Raw genomic sequence first — 24,127 nt, 5'->3', positions numbered from 1 at the left:
GTTTAATCTCATTTGTGTGCTCCTACGCGTGAAGTCCCTGTCATTGTATTGCAGGTAATCGTCAATTGACGTATTGAAGAATATGGACTATCAGTGGCCATTGCCAAGTTAAAATTCGCACGACAATATTGAGACGTTGTATTACCCCACTGCACCATCAAGGTTCCAGTCTCCGGTAATCCTGACAGATAAACTTGCCCATTATCCCCCACAATCCCGGTATTCTGATTGGGTGTCTCATCCTCATGATTGACGACAACCACCGCGCCCAACGGAATAACCTCGTCACTTTTTAAGGTCAGCAAGGCTTGATACCCTTTTTTCGTCTGAAAATGGGCTTTAACTACCGCGCCTTTGGTAGGGTAAAGATTGACCGCGGTCTCTTCACTCGCCACATTCTCCGGTAATGTATTCACATCCAAACTGACCACGTTTTTACTGTAATCCATTAAATAAGGTACCACCGCATAACCCCATCCCCCGACTGTGGCACTGCCGCCATTTAAGGTGGCTCCTTTTGCATCCGGGGCGTCTATCAGCGCGACTGAACTGCCCAAAAATCGGCTCAGTGTTATCCCCCCTGAGTGTGCAACAATTCCACCATTTGCACTGAGGTTTATCGACTGCATATCACTACCGTAACTGTATCCGCCCCCAAAATAACCGTTATCGCCCTGATAGCCGACATTCAGCGTGCTGATATTATGCTGAGACTGATTATCCCCACTTTCCGTTAATTGGTAAGTCAATGCATTATCCAACAATCGCCCATTGATCCCGAATTGTTGGTAAGTTCGCCCGTGGTTATCATGCGTCATTTGGTAGCTACTTTGGATATCTTGCAATAGTGGTTGATGACTAAATAAGTCAAAGGGAACATTGATATTCAACGCAATTTGCCGATTTTCGGGCCAATCCCCATCCCCTTCTGCGCGGCTAATACTGTAACTGAGGGCATAGTTCACGCCTTTAACACTTCCGTTGTAGCCAAAACCTAAAGTCGTGATAGTTTGCTCAGTTCCCCAATAATCTTCTCGCATACCCTGTAAAAAAATCCCCCCCCACTCCCCAAATGACTGGTTAATGTAGGTTTGAAAACTGCTGCGCTGACGTGACGTCAGCCAAGGTGCAAATCCTTGCTTCACCTGATAGCCCGCTTGGTTAAAATCCGCAAAACTGTAATAATCTTTCGTGGAATATCTCAGTGCAGTTAAATCAATAGAAGTGCCGGTTTCAAGCAGGTTTTTCGAGTAACGCAGTCGATACGACTGCCCCTCTTTAGTCGCCTCCGATAATTCAGCACGCGTGTGCGTGATATCACTTGACAACGCCCCGAATGGCCCTAACGATATCCCCGTTCCCAGCATCACAGCGTAGTATTGCCTCGCGGCTAGCGCACCTCCGTACAAGGTGATGGACTGCGGTAAACCATAGATAAGGGTCGCCTGCACAAAATCAGCCGCTTTCGAACCCACCGTGATCCCCCCATTATATTGGCCTGCTGTCATTTCATATTTAACACCACCAGGGCGTAACATGACTGGTAAACTGGAAAAAGCTTGGGTAAAAGTGCGGGTCGTACCATCTTCTTCCGTGACAGTGACCTCTAAGTCCCCTGCCGAACCAGTCGCATACAAGTCATTGATATTAAATGGCCCAGGTGCAACATAGGTCTGGTAAACGGTATTACCATTTTGACGGATAGTGATACGCGCATTCGATTGGGCAACTCCGCGGATATCCGGTGCAAATCCGCGTAAACTGCTCGGTAGCATTTGCTCATTGGACGCTAATTTAATCCCTTTAAAAGGTAGGCTATCAAAAACAGCATTCCCCGTACTGCTTTCACCCACTAAAAATTCAGCATCAAAGCGCTGAATATCCCGCATAAGATGCGTATTGTTAAAGTTGGTATGCCGCGCGCGTGTTGTGACCCCCGCCTGAGTGGTACTGGTATCGGTATAGGTCATGGTGCTACGCAGTCGCCATGCCCCTAAATTTAGACCGCCATTCAGGTTGACAAACGCATTATCATTTTGACTTTTAAGCCCATTCGATTTGCCACTCATCCATTGACGCCCACCACTCAATTGGTAATTTAAGAGAAACGCCGTGATCCCTTGATCCAATAACGTCGGGTCAATATAACCACGATAATCTGGACGCATAGCCACTTGGGGCACACTCAGGTTTAAACGCAGCTTTGCCATATCAAACTGCACCTGAGCGGCGGGGATCCATGCCGACAAATCCTCAATTTTGGTGTCAGAGGCTAAAGCGTTTAACTTCGGGATAGCCGCCACATTAACCCCGGATTCAGTGAGCAGTGCAGGGGTAATATCGGGGGTCACTCTTCCTTCAGGCGTTGCCGTAAAGGCAATTTCACGTTGTCCGATAACTTGTTGATTAATGAGCAATGTCACCATATAGCGTCCTGCCGGGATATGGTCCGGTTGACTGAACGTTGATAAATCAATTTGCTGCGGATCAACGCCTGCAGGCAGGTTCAATAACGCAGGGTCAAAATAGGTCTCCGCCTGCCCCCCAATCGATAACCCCATTGACACGCTTAGCGCACAGATATTCAGTAGAGTCCATGGCCTGCGGTTATTTTGCAGATGAAAATCAGTCATTGGGGCTCCTTGGCGGTCAGTCGACCTTGTTCAATTTTCGTGGCCAATCCATATTCATTGAGCGCCCGCCAGAAAACGTCACCTTTTGCATTTTTGGGCAACGGATAACGTTGTTCACTGAAAGGTGAAACCATCCGACTTAAGGCCGTATCCGGAATGGAATAGTCCCCAACTTGCAAACTGGCAAACGTCATCGATAACGGGGTGGGATTATTCACGACCAAGTATTCCCCTTGCCGTTCAAAGCGTAACTGACTGACGACATTATCGATGCGAGTATTCTCAAGACGTTGAGGGCGGTATAACATCTTGAGATAAATCACGGGGCTTAACACAAATTCGCCTGCTTGCCCTCCCTGATTGTTGGTCGTGGGAATGGCCTTTAGCGCGATGTAAAAAACGGATTCTTTATCCACGGGTAACTGCCCTTCATTTACCCGCTGAATGCGCCAACGATAACGCTCTCCCGGTGCTAAACGCGTGAGCGGTGGTGTCACCATAAACGGGGAGTCCATTCCTTCACCTCGTTGTGGATTAGGTAAGCCAGTGTCCGGGTCGACCGATGTTAGCCAACTTTGTATCAAATAAGGTGCTGCTGAACTATTTTCTAACTCTGCATACGCGCCCCCTTTGTCACTTTGTTGATAAACGACGCGGGCGGTAGAAAAGCGTAACCCACTGTCTTGTTGCGCAGATAAAGGCAGACTCACGGCCAAAATCCACATGCCAACCCCCCAAGTCCATCGTTGAAGGCGAATTAACATTTGTTGCCTCCACGTTGTACTTGGGTGTCAAATTGGGGGGTACTGCCGCCGTAATCATTCAGTGTACGCCACTGTATACGTTGAATAGGCTCAGAGACACCCAGTGTATAGCGACTAAATGGAGCCAACATCAAACCAGCCGGAAACGGCAATGGGCGCTCAGCCGTGTGCAGTGTACTGAACGTCAGATAATACGGGGTCGGATTATCAACGCAGAGGGTGTGACCCGATTGAGTAAAGGTGACTTGGCTCGATGCTTGCTCATACGTCATTGGTAACGTCTGTGGTCGATAAAACAATTTGACGACTAAGCGAGTAGCCACCGATATCTGGGCAACGGATGGAGCACCGTCCACCGGTTTGGGTATAGCCGGTAACGCCGTTGCACTGAAATAAAACAGGGATTCGCGATCCGTTGGCAGGCTTTCTATCCCCGCTTGAGGCAATATTTTCACCGATTGCTGGCTGTTAGACGCCAACCGAAATAACGGCGGTGTCACGAGCCATAAGCTCGACACCTCACCGTCAGGCGTTTTATCTCGCACGTTGGTTTGGATCAGATACAGCTTGTCACTGTCATTCTCTATCGTCACGGCCTGTTGCGGTTGATTTGCCTGAACGATGATCCGGCTTTGGTCTAAGCGCAATCCTGCCGCAAATACCGATGGTAGGGATAAGAGACTCATCAGTGCCAGCAGACTCAAACCTAACGTTGCCTGTTTACACAAAATAAAGGGCATCAATTTCACGTGCTTTCTCTCTTAATATCTATTCGCGCTAATACGTCAATACCGTAAACGTCATCGTGGCGCGCATATCGCCCACCGCCATGTCATTAACATTTGTGCAATGACCACAAGAAAGTGCCGCAGTCAACGTACGTGTATCATTTTCGGTACTCGTACTGTTTAATAACCACACTTCATCGCCGTCGGTTTTCGCGATACCATCGGCAAGCAATTGGATACCCACGCCTCCTGCAGTACCACTGGCTTTAAAAAGGGCATGCCCGTTGACGGTCACCGTTGGTCCCGTCACCACCACATGGCTATTCGCTAATGTCCCTGGACCACTGCACTCAGTGAGAGTTAACACGATATCGCGATTAAGACTCTGGGTTGTCCCAGCATCATTTTTGATTATCGTATCTACCTGAACCGACCCGTATTCAATTAAGGCATTAGGGCGAACGTCAATTTTACAGGTCTTGGTATACAAGGAAGCTTCGAACTGAACGGTCACGGAGTTAGTGCCTGCTGGTGCGCATAATGGCAGTAATACCCCCCAAACTCCGACGAAAGCCCGCGCAATTTTTAGAGCCATGTGAGACACTCCTCTTTTCGAAGTTATGGGGTGATATATGTCAAGGTGATAGTCGCGTTGACGTCACCGACGGTCACAGGGACACTGGCGTTTTGCTTCACAAAACCGACCGTGAGGAGCTGAGCGCCTTGTGTGTTGCTGGGTAGAACAAACGTATCGTTTGCCAGCAACGTGGTGCCTGCGGTATAAAACCCCACTAACTGTGAGACCTCGCCAAGTTTGAGCATAAACCCGCTGCCTGCCGCACTTTGACTTTGAGGCGGCGATAAAAATACGTGCGCATCAGCCACAGCCGTTTGCCCTGTCAATTTGACGCTCGGCAATGTTCCTGCAGAAAAACCCGCACAATCATAATTCAGATGAAGAGGGGCACTCTCAACCGCATTACCTGGCTGAAACTCACTGACAATGTGAGGCGATAAAAACGTCACGGTTGTCGGTGATACACTCAGTGCACACGTACCTTTTGTGATCGATGCCGTCATTTCCAAGGTGTCATTGGCAGCACTAACGTACAGTGAAACCATCATGCCGCTCATCAGTGTTAGGCTTAACCTCGCTGCCTTAGCGTGGGACTTGATGAACATCATAGCCCCCTAAATCATTGATTGTGGTCCACGCTATCGCCCCATTTTTTACCGTTGTCGGATAGGTGCGTTCACTGAAAGGAGCCAACATCGCTTCTTGCTGGCGAATAGTAATAGGCTGCATCCCCATCGTTAATCCTGCCAAAGTAACATGATAAGGCGATGGGTTAGTTACTGTTACTCCTCCCGGAGCGACTTCAAACAAGAGCCCGGCTTGTGCTTGCATCGGCGTAGAGGTTAGCCCTTTAGGGCGATAAAACACTTTAATCACATTTTCTAACGCAATTTTAACCGTGCCGTGGTTTTCTTCGTTTGGATTTATCACGTTATGTGCGTTATTCGGAATAGCTCGGGCATGAAAATAAAAAACGGACTCCCGGTCTGTTGGGAGACGCGTTGTCAATCCTGACTTCTTGACTAATCGTACTTCTTGCTGACTATTGGGAGCCATCTTTATCATTGGCGGTAATGCATCAAACGGTGCAGAGGCTGTCGATTCAGTATTATCCGCACTGAGATATGATTGTACTAAGTACGTCTCTTCATCAGTATTGTTACGTAACGTCACCGATGCGGCTTGGCTACCTTGGTTAACAATAATTCGAGTGGTATTAATCCCCACCCCCGCAGCAAACGATTGAGAAAGCCCCGTGAAGAGCAAGAATATAGGGATTAAACGGGTTGCGGAAAATGAAGGGAGCTGCATAATAACCTCAATAAAAAGACCTTCAAAAATACGATGGCATGGGATGATGTCATGCCATCGTCGGATTTAGTTAGTTATAAGCAATTGAAAACGTGATTGGAGCTTCAATTAACTGTGATGCAGGCGTCACAACGGTTGAATAAAGTGAAGCAGTCATTGGAATAGATGCACTTCCGCCAACGCTTAACGTCTTGAGCGAGGTGATGTTGCTCGCCACATTGGGTTCCACAGCCGTGGCGTCTGCCATTAATTTAACACCAACAGTTCCTCCGTCTTTGTTATTAAAGTAAGCGGTGTTAGCTGCTAAAGCGGTGCCTTTTGCATAGAGGTTAACTGGCGATGCAGTCCCGCCAGTGTTGTCATACGCTTTTGTACAATTGGTTAAATTTAAAGTAAAACTCTGGCTGCTGCTCGCAATTTCCCCACTAGTGGAAATGCTTGAGGAGGTATACGTACCTAAATCAATATTGTTTTTAGTCACACTTAAATCACAGGTAGCCGCCGCAATTTGGCCAGTGATAGTCACTTGCGCATCCGTTGCAGCGTGTGCTGTGCTGGCTAAAGTAATGCTGGCTGCGAATGCAGTCAAAAGTACTGTTTTGTTTAAAGACATTCTTTTTATTCCTTTTGGGTTGATGAATTACGCGCAATTGCGCAGGGGTAATACAATAGAAACTAAAATGAGAGGCTAAAATGCGTTATACTACATTCATATTTAAGCGAATTTTATATTCAAGAAATCATCATGAACCTAAAACGTTTAGGACCTAGGATAATTATTCGAATTTTTTATTTAACACAATGAATAATTCACCCTTATTATTTTAAAATTAGGGCTATAAATATTCAAAATTAGACTTCTTCTTAATAATCAATTTAATTCTTAAGACGAATTCACCCAGCTGTACTTAAGTATAGAGTGATGTAAAATTAAAAATCATCACCTACATCATTCATATCACAATAATAATAAATTTAGATTAAGTAAAATCGTTAATGTCGATCGAAAAGCACTCATTTGATAGCCCGTGACTATCGATATTTATTTTATGATCGTTTTAAACGATCGTTTTGGTTATTGACTTTTTATAAAAAAATAAAAATCAACGACTTAAATTGACGGTGAAATTTAAATCACTTAAAGAGTTACCCTAATTAGCTCCAGCGTATTTATATTAAATCATGTTTAAGTATCTCAATTTGGTTATTAGCTTTGATGAAGTGAATCATTTTTAAATATATTCCTTTTTTATACATAATTTAATATTTAAATGGACTCACAAAATACCCCTTCTATACCCAATCTAATTTTTTTGAATAGGTAATATCGATAACTGTATTTAACCAGCTCTTTAGTCGAATCCTAATTAAACTATCAGCTAATAGTATTTCAGCTCTTAATAAACGTTCATCGTTTATGGGAATAAAGACAAGCATTATAGGGATACGAACACCGAAAACACATAATAGGTGTATATTCTTAGCGAAATGTTGTGTTTCGTCAATTTAATATTATATACTCGCCAATATTTTTTACCTTTGTTACAATTAAATTGTGTAGGATATAAAAATCAAATAAAACAATAACTACATACTCATACCGCAGATTGAGTAGTCTTAAAACAATGGTGATTCTCACTAATCTTTACTCAAATAATGATTAAAAAAATTTTTAACTCTAAAAATAGCCAAAAAAAATATTTGGTTACACTTTGTCATAAATTAAACGTTCGAGAACAAGAATGTAAAGTCATACTTAACATTCCCAAATATAATTTCTTTATGGCAATTCGCTACCGAAAATAACTAGCATGAACATATGGATAAAAAGAACAGAAAAATGACTCACAACACCCTGTTTTATATTTATTTTTTAAAACTTCCACTTATTAATTCAAATTAAATAGTACCATATTTGATAAATTTCAAACTATCGCCATGTTATTAAGAATAATAACAAATCATAAATTAAATTAAATTAAATTAAATTAAATTAAAATCGCACTTACGATAACAACATTAATTATAGTTACCATTATCATTTAATTAATTCTCTTAGAGCCTATCTCAATAGGGATTAATTACCACATAAAAAATATATTATCACTGTAACCAAAACCTTATACAGCCTGACTTTTAAACATCGATATGGCTGGGTAAGGTGATGAATTTAGCTCCTATTTAGATAGGCTCTTAAACTTAGATAGAAGTCTGGCTTGTTCGCCTCTTGAGAAACATTAGGAAAATAGATGTTTTTTTGGATTTTTACAGAATGTAGTATTTTACTTATTGCTCAATAAATAAACAAAAAAATAATTTATGATAGAAATTTAGCCAGAATTTTAAAAACCGCAAAAATTAGCAAAGCAACCCATGCAAGATAAATAAAAACAGATTAAAATTCATACAGATAAATGATAACGAAAATCAATACTAACTAAGTAAAAAGCAAGAGACATTAAAATAATTAATTGGTTTCAATTTAAAATAAATTGCGATCAATATTTTAAAAATACAATTTATATATTTTTAACCAGACCTTACCCTATTCTATTTACGAGATAAATTTATTTTATTTTCCAACCACTGTTCAACCTCACTTTTAAACCACCGAGAGCTACGCCCTAACTTAATCGGCTTAGGAAACTCTCCTTCTTTAATTAATTTATAAAACCATTTATCGGTAAGCCCTGTAAATTGGGTAATAAATTTAATATCGACTAATTGATCGTCCAGTAAAGATGTTTTCATATTATTCATTGGGAAACTCCTGTCTTTGAAATAAAAAGGCAGAAGTGATATCGAGATAATTATCGGGATATGACTTCTCAAATCATATCCCCGATATGTAAAAAATTACTTATTGACTATACCCAAAACAACGATAACCATCGTGATAAGTTTTTGTATCATTCTTTGCAAAATAATTTAATGCGTTCAACGCATTTTTATAAGCATAATGATAATACGCCTTTTCTTTTTCTATATGATAGTAACCAGAAAAACGCACCAATCCCTCAGGCGGATCATTCACTAATTCTAATGCACTATTCCAAGCATTAATAATTAATCTAGCTAAATTATTAGCTTCATGATAATGCCCCGTACTATAATAAACATCTTTATTTAGGAATAAGGCAACATGGTAGTAAGTCTTACAATTAATGTCCCCAACTTCTCTTACCCAAACATAATCGACGTTTACGTTTAAATTCCGTTTCCACAATAAACTTTTATTTTTGACATCAGTTTTTATTCTTAACTTTAACGAATCTAAAAATCGAGTAATCACTTTATGGTCATCCTCATAGTCGATTCTTCCATAAGGGGATCGTAAATCAATTCTAAAGATAGATAGTCGTTTAAACTCACAGAGTGATTTATTAACAGCTTGTTCAATTCTTTTTTGGCAATAAGGATTATGAGTCCCCTTCGACATCATTATACCTCTCATATTTAACTGTGATTAGCACTTCATATAAGATGTTTTATATTCATTCAATTACATTATCTATCTAAAGTAATTAGTATTATCATAAATACACTATAATAATTAACATCATGAATATCATTTGTTTAATCACTCTATATATACTTATATACTTATATACTTATATACTTATATACTTATATACTTATATACTTATATACAATATTATATTTCTTTAATAACTGCAGCGTAACCTAGATAAACACGCGCTAAAATACGAGCTTGTATTATGGTAATCACTTAAAATAAATCCAAGTTTGACGTAAAAAAAGAAAAAACTCACCCGATGAAAATGACATTCTATTTTACCTCAATATCTCAACAACACTAAAACACCAATTCCTGCACACACATTGCCCCTCAAGCGCATCGGCTTTCTTTCCTGCCATTTTGTGTCATAAGGCTACTCATGCTCATTAATTGATACTCATTGGCGCTTTGGAAAAGAAAAAAAAGATGCGTAAAAGGCTAAACGCTGAGTCTCTGTTGCAATCTCCGTATCAAAATAAATGGATACATAACTCAAAATTTGTTGAATCCAATCATCTTTAATACGACTTAGGGAAACTTGTTGAAATGTCGTCCTGTCTAACGTATTCACTATCTGATAATCTGACAGCACCAATAATGCCTTTAATAAATCGCCCTCATCCCCCGATAATAGACTGTAGAACAAACAAATCGAAGATATCTCAATAAAATCATAATCAAAAACAAATATTTTTTGGATGAGATGCATTTTAGTCACAACATATGACAACTCGATTCGATGGCATTCATCAAGCAATAATTTGGTGAAAGGCATTTCAAGTAGTGCATGCGATAATGTAACTGGTAAGTTATTTTTCTTTTCTTTATCAAAATGAAATTCGCTCAGTCGACCAATTCGGTGAAATAAGGTCGTCATTTCACTCTCGCTGAACATCTCGATTAATCCATTGAACAAGGTTGTTTCGAGTTTAATCGCACTCTGCATTGACTTTACCCCATTAAGGGGCTCGATATGACTCTTTTTCGGCAAGTGATTTGAGCGTAAACGATTCACTTTTCCCGGTCCGATAAGGGTATTTGCAAGTGTATTCATACCGCCTTTAGAATTAGGGTAACGATGGCACACAGCTAAATCCATAAACGGCGTCAGTACATGGCCTTTTTCATTCTCATCATAATGGACATAGGATTTTTGATATCCTGCCTTTCTCACATATAAGTGAACCATGTCAGCAATATCATTAAGATGATTAATTGACGCCACCCCTTTCGGATTACGTTTAATAAAACGTTCTACATTTCGCCAATATGAGTGATTAATAATCCTGAAAATGACCTCATCATTAATTAATCGAGAAGCGAGATGCCGACATTCATTTGAGCAAAATTTTTGGTTATGCGTCCCTAAGAGGGTTTTATCACACCCCTGTCGTGCACAGTTTTGCGTGGCTTTTAGTAATCTATTTTGTTGATTGCGTAAGCGTGTTGAATAGTGGGTTGCGCACAAATAGGCGCGCCTCGCTTCCGGAATATCTAGCACCCTATTTTGGCAATCATTCCGTTTACACTTGACGAACTTCTTCATTAATAACCCTTTTATATCATCAAAAAAACAATGTTAAACCCACCATTTTCCATGCCATATTTTCATTGACACTTCTAAATTTGATGAGACTGTAAAACAATTTAGCCCGAATAAAAATCCACTGGGTTTTCAATTTCTAGACTCGAAAATTCTGGCTTGTAACCACATTTCAACTTCGCTCTTTAACCAGCGAGAACTACGACCTAACTTTATTGGCTTTGGGAACTCACCGTCTTTAATTAATTTATAAAACCATTTATCCGTTAGCCCAGTCAATTGGGTAATAAATTTAATATCAACTAATTTATCGTTGAGTAATTCTGTTTTCATCGTATTCATTGGATAACTCCTGTCTTTGGAATGGAAAGGCAGAAGTGATATCGAGATAATTATCGGGATATGACTTCTCAAATCATATCCCCGATATGTAAAAAATTAATTATTGACTAAATCCCAAACAACGAAGACCATTATCATGATTTTTACGGCTTATTATAACGAAATAACCCCCCGTTTAAGAGCGTGAGATAATGATATACGCATTCAATACGCAATCGAAGGTAGCAATAATGCGTTATTGCTAGTAAGGATAATAAGGGTATTTCATGATCATAAACTCCGGTTATTTATCGTTTAGCTTCCATTTTTATTCATCTCAATTCAGGATAAATACCCTCATACTAAAAAACTTAATGCCTCTAAATTCAATCTCGAGGATATTACTTAAACCTGTTGAAACTCAAAATCAATAATACAACACCATAAATAACACCTTGGTATATCGCATATCGCATTCTATATCTTTAAGATTAACGTCATTATTATCGACATTTTAAATATCAACCTAGATTACCTTTCGATATTATCATGAGCCACACTACTTACAAAATGAGCATTTTATTATTGAGAATAAATTAAACACCAAAATAGAAAGGCATGTAAATACTAAGCAAGCATTCTTCATTTACTTTAGAATGTGACTCATTGAAATAAATTTCATTTCAATATAAATAATTTCATTCATACCAATTCTCAATCGTGAATATAGGCATATTACATTGCATATACATTATCTAATACACTTCCTTTATTATTACAACACCCACCCAACATAGAAAAAACTATTATTAACTTAATGAATAGCAAGCCTTCATGGTCTTTCATGAAATCGTCTCATATGAACGTTGGAATTCTCAATAATAAAACATACCACCACAAAAATAAAAAATGACAGCAAGAAAATAGACTCATTATGGACGAATGACAACACATTGCTTTATCGATTAACGTAATGAATACGCTACAGGACTATTTTAAACTTCATTATATTGTCTGAGTCATGGACTCATTATCTTCCTGAAATCCTTAGGGACCTCTCTCCTGTCTTCGAATGACAGAGAAAGAGGTTCTGATTGTTCCCATACCTGGTAGATAAAAACACTGTTAAACGTGCCGTATCGAGCAAAAATGATGATATAAGTAGATTTTTTGACAAGAATAAAACCAACAGATAACATTCATCAAACTCAAGTAAAACCGTGTGATGACGACAATCTTTAAAATAAACAGACAACAAAACCATTGACGGCACACGGTATAACTACGAGAATGATGACTATGTAGTTTTTTTATTTTGAGCAAAAATTAATATGAAGACGAATACGCATCAACAAAACATGATTAAAAAATTGGATTTAAGAGCCTGTTTGTTTTATTTAAACTGGTTACAGTCAAATAAAAACATCACCATCAACCGAGTCAATAAACAAGAATGTGAAAGTTGCCGACGAGAAATAAGCCATGCACTCAATTCTTATTTTCCAAATGAACATGAGAGAATGGAAGTCATCGCACTGCTAGAAGCGGCCTATGATGAAAATATTCTGCCTATCGACAGTTTTGATTGGTTAACTAAAAATGAGCGTGCAACTTTTTGGTTATGGGCCTATATCTGTCAGATAGATGACTTTACCTTGTTCGGCTTATTTTTTTCAACCGACCCAGCACGGTATAAAAATTTGTATCATTACTTCACACTCAGCCTTTCCCCATCGAATCATCAGGAAAGACTCGAACTGATTATTCAATTCTTTGACAATGTTTTTATTTCGGCACCGCCAGTAAGTTATGTTAAAAAACACGTGATGGAAAAACTCAAAGAACACTGGAAAAGTATTTACAGTCGACCGATGCCATTAAAATGGTTACCGAATGAAGAGGAGGCAATACGATGGGCATGGGAACATCTCCAAAAATGCCAACAAAAAAAACTCTCCCCACCGGATGAGCTTGTCATCCGCACCCGTATTATTTCTCCGGGGTTAACAACCTGGTTTACGCCATTAAATTCTTCAGAACGCTTACTGGCTTTACGCGCGGCTTTAGATTTATGGGATGACGCACCGGATACAAAACATTTATTTTTATTGAATTTAAATAAGGCCTGGAATCAACAAAAACTACGTCAATCACGAACCGATAAAAAAGCCCTGAATACCTATTTAAAAAATGAAACGAAGCAACGATTAGATTTTATGGCAGCACAGCAAAATATCCGTATCAGTGAGATGCTCGAAAAACTTATTAATGAACGTTATTATACTGACTTTGATAATAGTTAAAAAATGAGGGGCGTTGTGTTAAGTCATATTACCCGCCCTTCTCCATTTATTTGATTTTTCAATCCTCGTTCTGACTGTTTATCATTTCCTATAAAAATGAAGTCATGATACAAATAATCCTATCTGTACTTTTTTGTATTTTTTGATGGATTGGGATTTTTTCTCCAGTCGATATTATGTAACCATACCAACGTGTCAGAGAGGTCAATACACAGAGAGTAGCCCTTATTACCGATTTCGCTTCATCAGTATAACGTTATTATTATATTCCATTATTTTTCACTTCTATATCATCCCCATGAAGTCACCGTGTCTCTTAATACTGAGTGGCTTCTTTTCTTACCTCATCATTGTGATAAAGATCAAAGACACACCTTGACCTGACTATTTATCGTTTTTGCTGAAAATAATTTTTTACGCGACATACCCTGTCCGGTCGGTTTGTTACGCTGTTGGCTCCTTAATTTATTGGAATCAACATCATGCCAAAATACCGTATTGACCCTGATTTAGCTTTTATTGCTCACTGCAATAATGACGACTTAAGCCTTTTAGTTTCCGTTCTGACTCATGACCATAACGATGGCAAAAAACGCTGGAGTGAGCGTTTGACACGGAAGCCGGAATATCAACTCTATTACCCTAACCATCAGCGTTATTGGACAGACATTTGTGCTGAACTACAAACCTATGGAGCCAACAGTTTAGTCAGCGCCGTACGTGGAAATAAAGGCGTGTTATATCGTGAAATTCTGCTTGATGTCTGTAAAAAGCTGAAAGTTAACTTTAATTCCAAAAGCGACATTGAAACACTGGAAATGAATTTGTTAATGACGGTGATGGAGAAAAGCTTAGATAAACTCAGTGAAGAAGAGCTCCGTACTCTTTCCCACGATTTACAACTGAATCTCACTAATCCCACTCCGCAATTGGTCATGATTGCCTTACAAGCCGCCGTTCGCACTTCCGGATTTGCGGCTCTGGAAATTGCCACGGTCGCTGCAATGAGCATCATCGAGCTACTTGGTGGCGTGGCGACATGGGGGACGGTATTTGTCGCTAATCGTGCCTTATCCTTCTTAGCGGGTCCTATTGGATTAACGCTCACCTCCGCATGGCTCATTGCGGACATTGCCGGTCCTGCGTACCGCGTCACGATACCCGCTTGCATCATTGTGGCATATCTGCGCCAAAAGTCCCTTTCACCGGCCTAAGCCCACGCTTAAGCCCTTTTGTGTTATCGCTGGTAGGAAACCGAATATGGCACAACCGTCACCTCGCCATGACCGATTAGTTCATCGGTTGGCGTATATCCTGACCCATTTATTTAAAGGAGAAACCCTATCACCCCGAGTTTTAGCGGCTGAGTTTAATGTATCCCTGCGCACCATACAGCGGGATTTTCATGAACGTTTGGTCTATTTGGACATTGAACAACAGGAGGAAGGCTATCGCCTTGCAGGCGGACAATCCGCCTTACGCACCGACAGTGATATTTTGCAGTTTGCCCAGATTACGGATATTACACCACTTTTTCCGGTGCTTGACCGCAAATTGCTGTCGTTATTACTGAGTCGGCACGCGCAAGGCTCCCCGTATGTGGTCTATCACGCACCGCCCAAAGCTTTGCCGTCCGTGTACGGCGGCTTTGCTTTAATCACACAAGCCATTTTGGATAACCGATTTATTCATTATGAGATTGGGGGAAAAACCACTCATTGTGTCGCACCGTATAAGCTCACCTATTTTAATGGGCATTGGTATGTCTGCGGCGTGATGAATGGCCTTATTCATGCGGTTGAGTTGTTACACCTGCGTGATGTGGGGCTCAGTGCACGGCACTTTAAGCCGGACACTGCCTTGTTACAACGCATGACTGAGCGCGCTTTTATACAAGCGTTACCTCACTTTCAATACATCAAGGGGATATTACATCCCCATCAAACTTAATCATAAAGGAGACACAATGACGTATCCATTAAAAACACGGGTTAACCTCCTGAAGTGGGGAGTGCCCTTTATCACCAGTACCTTACTCTTCTTATCGCCCGCCGCATACAGTCTGATTTTAGATGAAGAGTGGGGCGATTGGTATGGCAGTACCGCGATGGCATGGGCGCTGAACACGCAAAATGAAGCAGGTGAAACCCTGACGTTAACCTGCACGAATAAAGCGTTTCGTGTCCAACTGAACGCGCCGGATTTCACGGAGCCCGTGGGTTCTGATTATTTCGTTCAAGGCATGCAACTGCGTATCAACGATACCGCGTACGATTTTTTTCCTAGCGCATTTGAAGATACCGTTGGACCGGATAAAGCCTTATTCCATGCCCTTAAGCAAACGAAAGACACCGACATCTTACAATTTACATCCTTACCCATTGATTCCGAGCCTTTCTCGGCAAAAGGTCTCGCTGAAGCACTCGCCGATACCGATTATCAGGACTGTGTTGACCATATGTAAGCTTCATCCCTGAGTCAATCATTGCTTTATTAACAACCTCATTCCAATATATTCTAAAAGGAGTTACTTCAGTGATAAGTAAACTAAAATATCCTCTATTATCCAGCTTGTTACTGACCTTCGCCGTCAGTACAGCTGCTCAGGCCGTCCCGTTACGTGGAGAAATACAACCCGACCGTTATACCTACTATCTCACACCGGCTTATGGCAAAACGTTAAAGGCGTTAAATGATAAATCCAATCGCCCTTACTACCCCATTTATCCACATGGTGAGCTTTATCCTTATGGCTCTTACCAACAAACCAAAGATAAACCCGCCCCCACCGCCATGACCTGCGTCAGCAGTGTTTATTACAATCAAGGCGCAGCAGCAAATTGGTTAAAAATTGTCTGTGCCGATAATAACGGATTGGAATATACCGGCAATCAAAAGTGGCCTCCGAAGTCTGTTGCTACCCGCATTTGTAAAGTGGGAGAAGCCCGATGTGATTCCTTCTTGAGCTTAAAGAGTGACGGTTGGTCAGGTCCACAATAATGTGTCGTTAATCATTTATCCACATAAAGCCAACCTCACGGTTGGCTTTTTTCGTTAAGGAAAAACATGTCAATTTTAAAACTCATGGCCACCACCGCCAGTGTTGTATCACTAGTCTACGCGACAAAATATGCACAACAAACCATTGCCGAAAAAATGGCTCAAACGGGGCAGTATTCCGATGCAGAAATACAGGCAGCACGATTAGGCACAATATTGGCCTGTGCTGATTTGCTCGGCGGTGCACTGGATAAACTGCTGAATACCTTCTTTAAAGCACACTAGCCCCTTCGATTTACATTCTATCCAATAGACATACGGCAGGCGAGCGAGTCTGCCGTTTTTTATTCCCTTCAATATCACTAATATCAAGGTTATTTTTATGAATACTGACACAATCGCAGTCACATCGGTTCCTAACCACCAGCGCACGGATTTCTGGCAAACTCATTTTGGCAACGTTAAAGGCTTTTCAACCTTTGAAGTGGTCATTTTTACCACCATGGGCCAATTTTGTGAGGACTACCACGGCGGGTATTGGGAATATTGCACTTTATCTAATGGCGGCGCTTTTGTTTATCCCGATTTGAATCAAGAGGAGCTTACGCTATTCAATCCGCATAACGGCAATGAAGCGAACGTTAGCTGTGAAGCGGCAGGCATTGCTGTGTGTTTGATGATGTACAGCTTATGGTCATTTCAAACAGAAAGTGACACCCTCGTCGATCGCTTTTATCAATTGCGTGATTATGCGGCGCAACACCCAGAGCGTTCCGCCATTTTCCATCTTATCGACTAACTACGCCTTTATTTACGCCTCCGTCTTATCTATCTTTTTTATTTAAAAGGAAATTTACTATGACTCGCTTAGCGTCCCGCTTTGGTGCGGCGAATAGCATTCGCCGTGACCGCCCGTTAACCCTCGAAGAGTTATTTCGCACAGTACCCAGTGTGTTTTCAGAAGAAAAACATGAATCTCGTAGCGAAAAGTACACTTATATTCCTACGATTACCTTACTCGATAGTTTACAGAAAGAAGGTTTTTACCCGTTCTTTGCATGCCAAACCCGTGTTCGAGATGAAAGCCGTCGCGATCATACTAAGCATATGCTTCGCCTCAGACGCCATGACCAAATTACGGGCAGTCAAGTGCCTGAAATCATATTACTTAATAGCCATGATGGATCGAGTAGCTATCAAATGTTACCCGGCTTCTTTAGAGCCATTTGCTGTAATGGCCTCGTTTGCGGTGACACGTTTGGTGAAGTGAGAGTACCGCACCTATGTTGATCTCTTAACTATGTGTAGTTTGTTGTTAATCCGTCTCCATTTAACCTGTTATAGGTAGCTGGCTTAAAATTTCTCCTATACATAGTTTTCATTTTCGAACCAACCTGTTGTCTCCCATTTCAAGGAGATAATCATGAATACCGATCAACCTACTTTATGCAATCACGGTGACCCTACCGGTTATGTTCCATTATTGATTGAATACAGAAAGACATTTCGAGAGTACTTAGCATGTCGTGGATATTCGAACAGTTATATTCAGCGTTGCGGGGAGATCATGGCACAGTTTTCACGTTGGATGTCGGAAATGCGCCTGTCCTTGTGTGATGTAAATGAGACTCTGGTTGAAGAATTTTTGCACCAGCGCGTTCCCGATTATATTGAGCCTGTTTCGGGATATCGGCGCAACCATAGTCGCTCGCCCCTAGGGCACTTGTTAAACATGTTGCGGGCCATAGAGTTAATCCCACCTAAACCTATTGATATGCTCCCAGTGGCTGTAGAGTTACGCCGTTTTGACGACTATTTACTACAAGCCCGTGGATTCGCGCGAAGTACTCGGGAGACTTCCATACGAATTGTTGGCAGATTTCTTCGCGATAAATTCAACGATGGTGCCATCAATTTATCCACGCTCACCCCCGCACATGTTCGTGATTTTCTTGCCTCACAGGCTAATGTCTATAGAACACCGGTAAGCTTTAGCCTCGTTGTGTCCAGTCTGCGTGGCTATTTCCGGTGGCGTATAATGCAAAAGGATGATTTGTATGTTTTGATTGGCGCCCTTGCAAATCCGGCTAACTGGCAGCAGGCATCTTTACCTAAGTCACTCAGCACCGACGAAATTGAACAGCTGCTAAACTCACTTGGGCAAACAGATCCTATTGGATTGCGTGCTGATGCCATGGTGCGCTGTGCTCTGGATCTCGGCCTTCGTATTGGTGAAATCGCCCGCCTGAGCCTGGATGATATTGATTGGGTGAGCGGAACAATCACCCTGCGTCGGACAAAAGGCCGCCGGGACGATGTAATGCCTCTGCCCGTAACTACAGGCAATGCCATCGCTGCCTACCTACAGAACGGCAGACCGAAGACCCTGCATCGGGAGGTCTTTGCCAGCCATAAAACACCTCGTGAACGTCCCATTAGTAGATCGGTAGTCAGTATCGCTATACGCCAGGTATATACGCGTGCCGGGCTTCAGTACACCAGTGCCCATTTACTGCGTCACACGATGGCCAACAGGTTGCTTGCGACTGGTGCGTCGATTAAAGACATTGCTGATATTTTGCGTCACCGCTCGTTAAATGCCACACGCATTTATGCCAAACTCGACAGTCGTAATCTTGCACACGTAGCTCTGCCGTGGCCGGGCTTTTTTGACATGGATACTGCAGGGGGCCAGATATGATGGGCGATCTGACCATACAAGTTGAATGTTATCTTTCTGAAAAACGGTATCTCGGCTTCGAAATGAGTCATGCCAGTTATTGTTTACGTAGCTTTGCACGATACGTACAGCGAGCCAATCATCAAGGGCCATTAACTCTTGAATTGATGACAGAATGGGCATCAAAAGGCCGGTTTACCGAAGCTGTGCCCATTAGCATGGCCCACGGTCGCCTGAAATATTTGCGTACCTTCATGCGCTGGTTGCAATTCTCAGAACCGGAACACGAGGTGCCAGATGGCTCGGTCTGCGGACGAAAACCAGAGCGCGGAACGCCGCATATCTACAGTGAGCAAGAGATCGAGGATCTGTTGGCTGCGGCGAAGAGGTTGGGCCCGCACAACAGCATACGAGGTCTGCTCTACGAGACACTCTTTGGCCTTCTCGCAAGCACTGGATTGCGTATTTCTGAGGCTCTGTCACTTCGCATTAGCGATGTAGACTTACGTAGGAGCATATTGATAATCCGGAGAACCAAGTTTGGAAAATCACGTTCAATCGTGTTGCACCCGAGTACGAGCAAGGCATTACATCAATACCTGAACCAACGTAAATTAACGAGGGCAGCATCAGATGAAGATGCTTATTTTTTCATCGGATTACGCGCCGATGTATTAGGAAAACGATTAGGCGGACAACAAGTTTGTCAGGTATTCCGGGCATTACGCCGGGAATTGGGCTGGGTTAATCATGGTACTCATCATGCACCACGTATCCACGATCTACGGCATTCATTTGTGGTCAGGCGGATTATTCTGTGGCAACAACAAGGGATCGATGTTGCTCATGAGATGCTGTCACTATCGACTTATTTAGGGCATGCCAGCATAGCGGAGACTTACTGGTATCTACAGGCGGTTCCGGAGCTGATGGCGGCTTCGGCAAAGCAATTCGAAATGTGTATGCCGGAGGTGAATGATGCGTAAATCGATGTCTAAGCAATCAAGTTTCCCGGAAATTGTGCAGCAGTTTTTTACTGAATACCTGGTGGCGCAAAGGGCTCTCAGTCCGCAAACAATCGCCTGTTATCGGGATGCGCTCAAGCTATTTCTTGAGTTTGCAACTTCGCAGTTGCACAGACAACCAGTAGCCATGAAGTTGGAAGATATCACGCCAGATCTCATCTTGAAGTTTTTGGATAATCTGGAGTTAGAACGTCAGAATACGGTACGAAGCCGCAACCTTCGCCTGACTGCCCTACGAACGTTTCTCAGGTTTGCTGGCCGACGAGACATTACCGCGTTACACACGGTAGAACGGGCACTCAATGTACCAATGAAACGCTTTGATCAGCCACTAATCGGCCACTTAACTCGCCCAGAAATCATCGCCATACTCGGTGCCCCTGGTGATGACTGGACCTCACAGCGCGATCACTTGCTGTTTACGATTATCTATAACACGGGGGCTCGAGTGTCTGAGGTAATCAATATACGTGTTGTTGATGTCGTGCTTGATGGAAGCGCATGCGTTCATCTGAATGGAAAAGGGCGACGTAAGAGATCGATACCATTATGGAAATCCACGGTTGGAATTATACGGGCATGGTTGCGAACCAATCAGAACATGCACGGTGATGCGGCATTGCTTCCTGCCAGATCGGGGCAACCAATGACGCGAGCTAATGTGGCACAACGTTTAGCACTTGCAGTCAATCGTGCAGCAGCCACTCAACCCAGTCTGAAGACCAAGCGAGTGTCACCACATGTCCTCAGGCATACGACCGCCATGCACCTTCTGCAAAGTGGTGTCTCCTTCAATCTCATTGCTCTATGGCTTGGTCACGAAAGCGTGAATACGACGCATCGCTATGTCGAAGCCAACTTGCAGATGAAGGAAGAGGTGCTTTCTCGCCTTGATGCACCAGACACAACATTCAAGCGATTCCGGGCATCAGATGATCTACTCAACTTTCTGAAAACGCTGTAACTATGCAAATCAATTGTCGGCTCCAGGTCAATAAACTATAGGGGTCGACAATAGCTCCGCGAGCTAACTATACATAGTTGAGAAATTAACATAGATGAGGCTATGAGCATCTATTCATAGCCGCACAAGGGGGATGTGGTAGGTAAGGTAATTGAAGGCGCTTATGAGGTACTGGAAACCTTTGATACGGTAGCTGAAAAGCGCGAACAGATGCAGTCACTATTGTTACCGCCACCAGCACAGCAAGCCTTGGCGCAAGCGGCTTTGACGTATCGTTTTGGTGAGGAACATCAACCTATTACCGAGGAGCAAGTATTACAGCCTCGTCGTTGGGAGGATAAGAAAGATGACCTTTGGACGGTATACCAACGTTTACAGGAGAATTTAATCAAGGGAGGATTATCAGGTAGAAATGCAAAAGGTAAACGCGCTCGTACTCGTTCGGTGAATGGCATTGATGGGGATATTAAATTGAATAAGGCATTGTGGGTGATGACAGAAAAGATGTATGAGCATTTTTTGTAAATAAGATAAATGCTGTGGATTTTCTTTGAATACTTTGATGTGGTGCTAAATGTACGATTGATGCTCTTTGGTTGTTAATCTTTTTAGCATAATTTTAAATAATTATCCTTTATGAAGGGAAAGTTTATGGACAAAATTTATATTGACCGAGTAATCATCTGTGATTTTATTAAAAATCCAAATCTCTATGATTCAAAAACACCAGAAGGAGCTATATTGCGTACAGCATATAGTAATGGTATTAAGTTTCGTCACATAAAGGGGGGATGGACAGAATTTTGTGATAAAACACAAAGATGGATTGTATATAAAGTGTGGGTTTATACCTATAAATGATGTTTTTTAAGTAATTAATTAACTGTCACTTCCAGTAAGTAGGCAATAGCTTGATTCAATGTGTATTTGCCTACTTAATGAATTATTTAAAACCAGAGAGCAACTATTCCACAGTTTAAAAGCTGAGTTATTCACCATATAATCAAATTATTCAATGTGTTAATTTTTAGAGGTCAAGATGTTAAAAGCTATTGTATTCATACTTCAAGTAATAGTTGGTATTTATTGTCTTGGAAATATGGCACGTCAAAATCCTAAATTTGATGCATTTTTAATTTTGCTAGAAGATGGTTATGGGAGAGTTAACGAAAAGGTTAAAGAAACTAACGTTAAGGATGGGGTGGAATTTTTAAAAAAAATTTATGGGTATATGGTTTTGGTTTTCTTTTTACTTCTTTTGATAGGCAATTATTTAGCTTTAAATAATGAACAATACACCTTTATTTTTACTATAGGTTTTTGTATAAGCCTTCTTGGTTTGGGGGGTGTTTCATGGTGCTTTCAACATAAAAAGATGGTTGCAGGTAATCTTAGGATTGTGCTGTTGATAGTGGTATCTCCATTTTTTTTAGCATTTTTAGAGTCCCAGTCTGAAGTTTCATTATTGGGTCGATTTTCAGAACCTTTGCTAAATTTGTTAGAGCAACTCGGTTTTTCTAAAGATCTTAATGTAGAAACTTGGGCTCTAGCCTTTATGATTAGTGCAATATTATTAGGAATGATAATTGTTCAATATGTGTTTGCATGGGGTATATTTATTCCTATCTTGCTGCTCAACATTATAATTGTAGTTTTAATTATAAATTTTGCTAAGTTGGTTAATATATTTGCACCTAAAAAAGCATTTTCAGGGTTAATGGCGGCAATGTTTGTATTCTTAATGTGGCTACAAAATTATGCGCTCTAATCTATTGAGAAAAGGAATTAAAACAGAAAGTTGTATTCTTTCTTCTATTTCATAGTAAGAAAGAGGGCAATGATAGTAAATATAGTCTAATTCACTGAGTATACATTTAAGTATACAAAAAATTAATTATAAATTTATACCAAATAAAAACAATGCATTGCTTATTAAAAGCGAGTCCGGCCTTCGCACCAAAAATTAGACGTTAAGGCCTCTTTTTTATGTCTAAAATTCAGTGTATGTAAGGCTTTTCCCCGTTTTTCATTTTTCTAAGCAATTTGTATTAATTGCCTGAAACTACTTTTTATCAAATTTATTTAGTGTTTAAAATCATTTTTTCTTTAATATCAACAACTCTCTTGTCTAAAAGAATATGGCCTTTTAGTCTGATTAAATGGGCATTTGTATGCTTACTAAATCTAGCGTAATCACCAATGACAGCATGCGGAATTTGATACGCTTCGATGACATTATATTTTTCATCAAATATGACAGCGATTAGGTAGTCAAATTCATGGGCATCATAGTTACGCAATGCGCTCAATTGTTTGGAAGGGTTATCTGGGGTGACTCTGCGAGCTTTAATCTGAACCTTTTGTCCACTAGAATCGATAGCATCTACACCCGGGTAAGAATTATTGAGTAGCTCCATTTTAAAAGCTTGTGAAACTAACCATTCTGCATAGTCACCCACTGGATTATTCTTGGTACGTAAAACATTTCTTGAACGCAATTCGAGCAAAATATCTGAATGTATTGAAAGTAATTCAGTATTACTCAATGCTGGTAGAAGCTTTTTTATTAATTCATTATTGTCCATCGAATAGTTACCGACTTGATAGGTATCTTTAAGATAAAAATATCTAAAAGATAGGAAGTTTGGTTAGATGTTCCTTTGTAACATTCCTCACAGGAATACACCAAATTCCCTCATCACATTTTGGGCAACATTTTTAATTGTTTGTAAAGTATTCACTGACACTGGACACAAAA

Annotated in this window: 24 protein-coding genes and 2 pseudogenes; 14 read left to right on the top strand and 12 right to left on the bottom strand. The window is 41.1% G+C overall.

Features of this window, described 5'->3' with window-relative positions; genetic code table 11:
* Positions 1-8: 8 nt before the first annotated feature.
* The 11 genes from J6836_RS15285 to J6836_RS15235 all read right to left on the bottom strand — a co-directional run bounded on the left by J6836_RS15285 (position 9) and on the right by J6836_RS15235 (position 11,418).
* Positions 9-2,633: a fimbria/pilus outer membrane usher protein gene (locus J6836_RS15285; RefSeq protein WP_219244835.1), complete on the bottom strand. Its 2,625-nt coding sequence runs from the start codon at positions 2,631-2,633 to the stop codon at positions 9-11.
* The gene (locus J6836_RS15280) at positions 2,630-3,397 is read right to left on the bottom strand and encodes a fimbrial biogenesis chaperone (RefSeq protein WP_219244834.1); all 768 of its coding nucleotides are present in this window, start codon (positions 3,395-3,397) and stop codon (positions 2,630-2,632) included. Before J6836_RS15280 ends, J6836_RS15285 begins: the two co-directional genes overlap by 4 nt.
* Positions 3,391-4,137 (bottom strand): fimbrial biogenesis chaperone, encoded by a 747-nt coding sequence (locus J6836_RS15275; RefSeq protein WP_255586420.1) that lies wholly within the window; start codon positions 4,135-4,137, stop codon positions 3,391-3,393. The genes J6836_RS15280 and J6836_RS15275 overlap by 7 nt, the downstream gene beginning before the upstream one ends.
* 37 nt (positions 4,138-4,174) lie before the next feature.
* A complete protein-coding gene (locus tag J6836_RS15270) occupies positions 4,175-4,720 on the bottom strand; it encodes a fimbrial protein (protein ID WP_219244832.1) in 546 nt (181 codons plus the stop codon).
* A gap of 23 nt (positions 4,721-4,743) precedes the next feature.
* Entirely contained in the window at positions 4,744-5,310 is a 567-nt protein-coding gene (locus J6836_RS15265; protein WP_219244831.1) for a hypothetical protein, read from the bottom strand.
* A complete protein-coding gene (locus J6836_RS15260; RefSeq protein ID WP_219244830.1) occupies positions 5,285-6,013 on the bottom strand; it encodes a fimbrial biogenesis chaperone in 729 nt (242 codons plus the stop codon). The genes J6836_RS15265 and J6836_RS15260 overlap by 26 nt, the downstream gene beginning before the upstream one ends.
* A gap of 70 nt (positions 6,014-6,083) precedes the next feature.
* The gene (locus J6836_RS15255) at positions 6,084-6,626 is read right to left on the bottom strand and encodes a fimbrial protein (RefSeq protein WP_255586242.1); all 543 of its coding nucleotides are present in this window, start codon (positions 6,624-6,626) and stop codon (positions 6,084-6,086) included.
* A 1,937-nt stretch (positions 6,627-8,563) separates the two neighbouring features.
* Positions 8,564-8,773, bottom strand: a complete 210-nt coding sequence (locus J6836_RS15250) for a helix-turn-helix transcriptional regulator (RefSeq protein ID WP_219244829.1) — start codon at positions 8,771-8,773, stop codon at positions 8,564-8,566.
* 100 nt (positions 8,774-8,873) lie between these two features.
* Entirely contained in the window at positions 8,874-9,452 is a 579-nt protein-coding gene (locus J6836_RS15245; RefSeq protein WP_255586241.1) for a YagK/YfjJ domain-containing protein, read from the bottom strand.
* A 478-nt stretch (positions 9,453-9,930) separates the two neighbouring features.
* The gene (locus tag J6836_RS15240; RefSeq protein ID WP_219244827.1) at positions 9,931-11,079 is read right to left on the bottom strand and encodes a hypothetical protein; all 1,149 of its coding nucleotides are present in this window, start codon (positions 11,077-11,079) and stop codon (positions 9,931-9,933) included.
* 129 nt (positions 11,080-11,208) lie between these two features.
* Positions 11,209-11,418 carry a helix-turn-helix transcriptional regulator gene (locus J6836_RS15235; protein ID WP_219244826.1) on the bottom strand — a complete coding sequence of 70 codons (210 nt, stop codon included), beginning with the start codon at positions 11,416-11,418 and terminating at the stop codon, positions 11,209-11,211.
* A gap of 1,310 nt (positions 11,419-12,728) precedes the next feature.
* On the opposite strand from J6836_RS15235, the gene J6836_RS15230 reads away from it, so the two are divergent.
* From J6836_RS15230 to J6836_RS15165, 14 genes and pseudogenes are all read left to right on the top strand, one after another.
* On the top strand, positions 12,729-13,700 hold the full coding sequence (locus tag J6836_RS15230) for a hypothetical protein (RefSeq protein ID WP_219244825.1): 972 nt from the start codon (positions 12,729-12,731) through the stop codon (positions 13,698-13,700).
* A 482-nt stretch (positions 13,701-14,182) separates the two neighbouring features.
* A complete protein-coding gene (locus J6836_RS15225; protein WP_219244824.1) occupies positions 14,183-14,914 on the top strand; it encodes a DUF3944 domain-containing protein in 732 nt (243 codons plus the stop codon).
* Between the two features lie 46 nt (positions 14,915-14,960).
* A complete protein-coding gene (locus J6836_RS15220; RefSeq protein ID WP_219244823.1) occupies positions 14,961-15,650 on the top strand; it encodes a helix-turn-helix transcriptional regulator in 690 nt (229 codons plus the stop codon).
* 16 nt (positions 15,651-15,666) lie between these two features.
* A complete protein-coding gene (locus tag J6836_RS15215; RefSeq protein ID WP_219244822.1) occupies positions 15,667-16,164 on the top strand; it encodes a hypothetical protein in 498 nt (165 codons plus the stop codon).
* A gap of 71 nt (positions 16,165-16,235) precedes the next feature.
* Complete coding sequence (locus tag J6836_RS15210) at positions 16,236-16,700, top strand: hypothetical protein (RefSeq protein ID WP_210834137.1); 465 nt, start codon at positions 16,236-16,238, stop codon at positions 16,698-16,700.
* A gap of 66 nt (positions 16,701-16,766) precedes the next feature.
* Positions 16,767-16,985, top strand: a complete 219-nt coding sequence (locus J6836_RS15205; RefSeq protein WP_004916951.1) for a hypothetical protein — start codon at positions 16,767-16,769, stop codon at positions 16,983-16,985.
* 97 nt (positions 16,986-17,082) lie between these two features.
* Complete coding sequence (locus J6836_RS15200) at positions 17,083-17,499, top strand: antirestriction protein (protein WP_181480623.1); 417 nt, start codon at positions 17,083-17,085, stop codon at positions 17,497-17,499.
* Positions 17,500-17,558: 59 nt separating this feature from the next.
* Positions 17,559-17,981 (top strand): annotated as a pseudogene (locus J6836_RS15195) (DUF932 domain-containing protein); the annotation flags it as partial.
* A gap of 142 nt (positions 17,982-18,123) precedes the next feature.
* Positions 18,124-19,401: a site-specific integrase gene (locus J6836_RS15190; protein WP_219244821.1), complete on the top strand. Its 1,278-nt coding sequence runs from the start codon at positions 18,124-18,126 to the stop codon at positions 19,399-19,401.
* A complete protein-coding gene (locus J6836_RS15185) occupies positions 19,398-20,366 on the top strand; it encodes a tyrosine-type recombinase/integrase (RefSeq protein ID WP_219244820.1) in 969 nt (322 codons plus the stop codon). The genes J6836_RS15190 and J6836_RS15185 overlap by 4 nt, the downstream gene beginning before the upstream one ends.
* A complete protein-coding gene (locus J6836_RS15180) occupies positions 20,356-21,369 on the top strand; it encodes a tyrosine-type recombinase/integrase (protein WP_004261448.1) in 1,014 nt (337 codons plus the stop codon). The genes J6836_RS15185 and J6836_RS15180 overlap by 11 nt, the downstream gene beginning before the upstream one ends.
* A 120-nt stretch (positions 21,370-21,489) precedes the next feature.
* A pseudogene (locus J6836_RS15175) lies at positions 21,490-21,894 on the top strand (DUF932 domain-containing protein); the annotation flags it as partial.
* A 126-nt stretch (positions 21,895-22,020) separates the two neighbouring features.
* Positions 22,021-22,230 carry a hypothetical protein gene (locus J6836_RS15170; RefSeq protein ID WP_219244818.1) on the top strand — a complete coding sequence of 70 codons (210 nt, stop codon included), beginning with the start codon at positions 22,021-22,023 and terminating at the stop codon, positions 22,228-22,230.
* Positions 22,231-22,408: 178 nt separating this feature from the next.
* A complete protein-coding gene (locus tag J6836_RS15165; protein ID WP_219244817.1) occupies positions 22,409-23,137 on the top strand; it encodes a hypothetical protein in 729 nt (242 codons plus the stop codon).
* Positions 23,138-23,447: 310 nt separating this feature from the next.
* On the opposite strand, the gene J6836_RS15160 is transcribed toward J6836_RS15165, so the two are convergent.
* Positions 23,448-23,954, bottom strand: a complete 507-nt coding sequence (locus tag J6836_RS15160; RefSeq protein WP_219244816.1) for a DUF6998 domain-containing protein — start codon at positions 23,952-23,954, stop codon at positions 23,448-23,450.
* Positions 23,955-24,127: the final 173 nt, after the last annotated feature.

Source organism: Providencia sp. R33, assembly GCF_019343475.1.
Lineage (GTDB): Bacteria > Pseudomonadota > Gammaproteobacteria > Enterobacterales > Enterobacteriaceae > Providencia.
This window is presented reverse-complemented; position numbering and strand designations above follow the sequence as displayed.

Bases quoted from the DNA above. Each gene is read 5' to 3' on its own strand.
- J6836_RS15285 (WP_219244835.1), bottom strand. From the start codon at position 2,633: ATGACTGATTTTCATCTGCAAAATAACCGCAGGCCATGGACTCTACTG.
- J6836_RS15280 (WP_219244834.1), bottom strand. From the start codon at position 3,397: ATGTTAATTCGCCTTCAACGATGGACTTGGGGGGTTGGCATGTGGATT.
- J6836_RS15275 (WP_255586420.1), bottom strand. From the start codon at position 4,137: ATGCCCTTTATTTTGTGTAAACAGGCAACGTTAGGTTTGAGTCTGCTG.
- J6836_RS15270 (WP_219244832.1), bottom strand. From the start codon at position 4,720: ATGGCTCTAAAAATTGCGCGGGCTTTCGTCGGAGTTTGGGGGGTATTA.
- J6836_RS15265 (WP_219244831.1), bottom strand. From the start codon at position 5,310: ATGATGTTCATCAAGTCCCACGCTAAGGCAGCGAGGTTAAGCCTAACA.
- J6836_RS15260 (WP_219244830.1), bottom strand. From the start codon at position 6,013: ATGCAGCTCCCTTCATTTTCCGCAACCCGTTTAATCCCTATATTCTTG.
- J6836_RS15255 (WP_255586242.1), bottom strand. From the start codon at position 6,626: ATGTCTTTAAACAAAACAGTACTTTTGACTGCATTCGCAGCCAGCATT.
- J6836_RS15250 (WP_219244829.1), bottom strand. From the start codon at position 8,773: ATGAATAATATGAAAACATCTTTACTGGACGATCAATTAGTCGATATT.
- J6836_RS15245 (WP_255586241.1), bottom strand. From the start codon at position 9,452: ATGTCGAAGGGGACTCATAATCCTTATTGCCAAAAAAGAATTGAACAA.
- J6836_RS15240 (WP_219244827.1), bottom strand. From the start codon at position 11,079: ATGAAGAAGTTCGTCAAGTGTAAACGGAATGATTGCCAAAATAGGGTG.
- J6836_RS15235 (WP_219244826.1), bottom strand. From the start codon at position 11,418: ATGAATACGATGAAAACAGAATTACTCAACGATAAATTAGTTGATATT.
- J6836_RS15230 (WP_219244825.1), top strand. From the start codon at position 12,729: ATGAAGACGAATACGCATCAACAAAACATGATTAAAAAATTGGATTTA.
- J6836_RS15225 (WP_219244824.1), top strand. From the start codon at position 14,183: ATGCCAAAATACCGTATTGACCCTGATTTAGCTTTTATTGCTCACTGC.
- J6836_RS15220 (WP_219244823.1), top strand. From the start codon at position 14,961: ATGGCACAACCGTCACCTCGCCATGACCGATTAGTTCATCGGTTGGCG.
- J6836_RS15215 (WP_219244822.1), top strand. From the start codon at position 15,667: ATGACGTATCCATTAAAAACACGGGTTAACCTCCTGAAGTGGGGAGTG.
- J6836_RS15205 (WP_004916951.1), top strand. From the start codon at position 16,767: ATGTCAATTTTAAAACTCATGGCCACCACCGCCAGTGTTGTATCACTA.
- J6836_RS15200 (WP_181480623.1), top strand. From the start codon at position 17,083: ATGAATACTGACACAATCGCAGTCACATCGGTTCCTAACCACCAGCGC.
- J6836_RS15190 (WP_219244821.1), top strand. From the start codon at position 18,124: ATGAATACCGATCAACCTACTTTATGCAATCACGGTGACCCTACCGGT.
- J6836_RS15185 (WP_219244820.1), top strand. From the start codon at position 19,398: ATGATGGGCGATCTGACCATACAAGTTGAATGTTATCTTTCTGAAAAA.
- J6836_RS15180 (WP_004261448.1), top strand. From the start codon at position 20,356: ATGATGCGTAAATCGATGTCTAAGCAATCAAGTTTCCCGGAAATTGTG.
- J6836_RS15170 (WP_219244818.1), top strand. From the start codon at position 22,021: ATGGACAAAATTTATATTGACCGAGTAATCATCTGTGATTTTATTAAA.
- J6836_RS15165 (WP_219244817.1), top strand. From the start codon at position 22,409: ATGTTAAAAGCTATTGTATTCATACTTCAAGTAATAGTTGGTATTTAT.
- J6836_RS15160 (WP_219244816.1), bottom strand. From the start codon at position 23,954: ATGGACAATAATGAATTAATAAAAAAGCTTCTACCAGCATTGAGTAAT.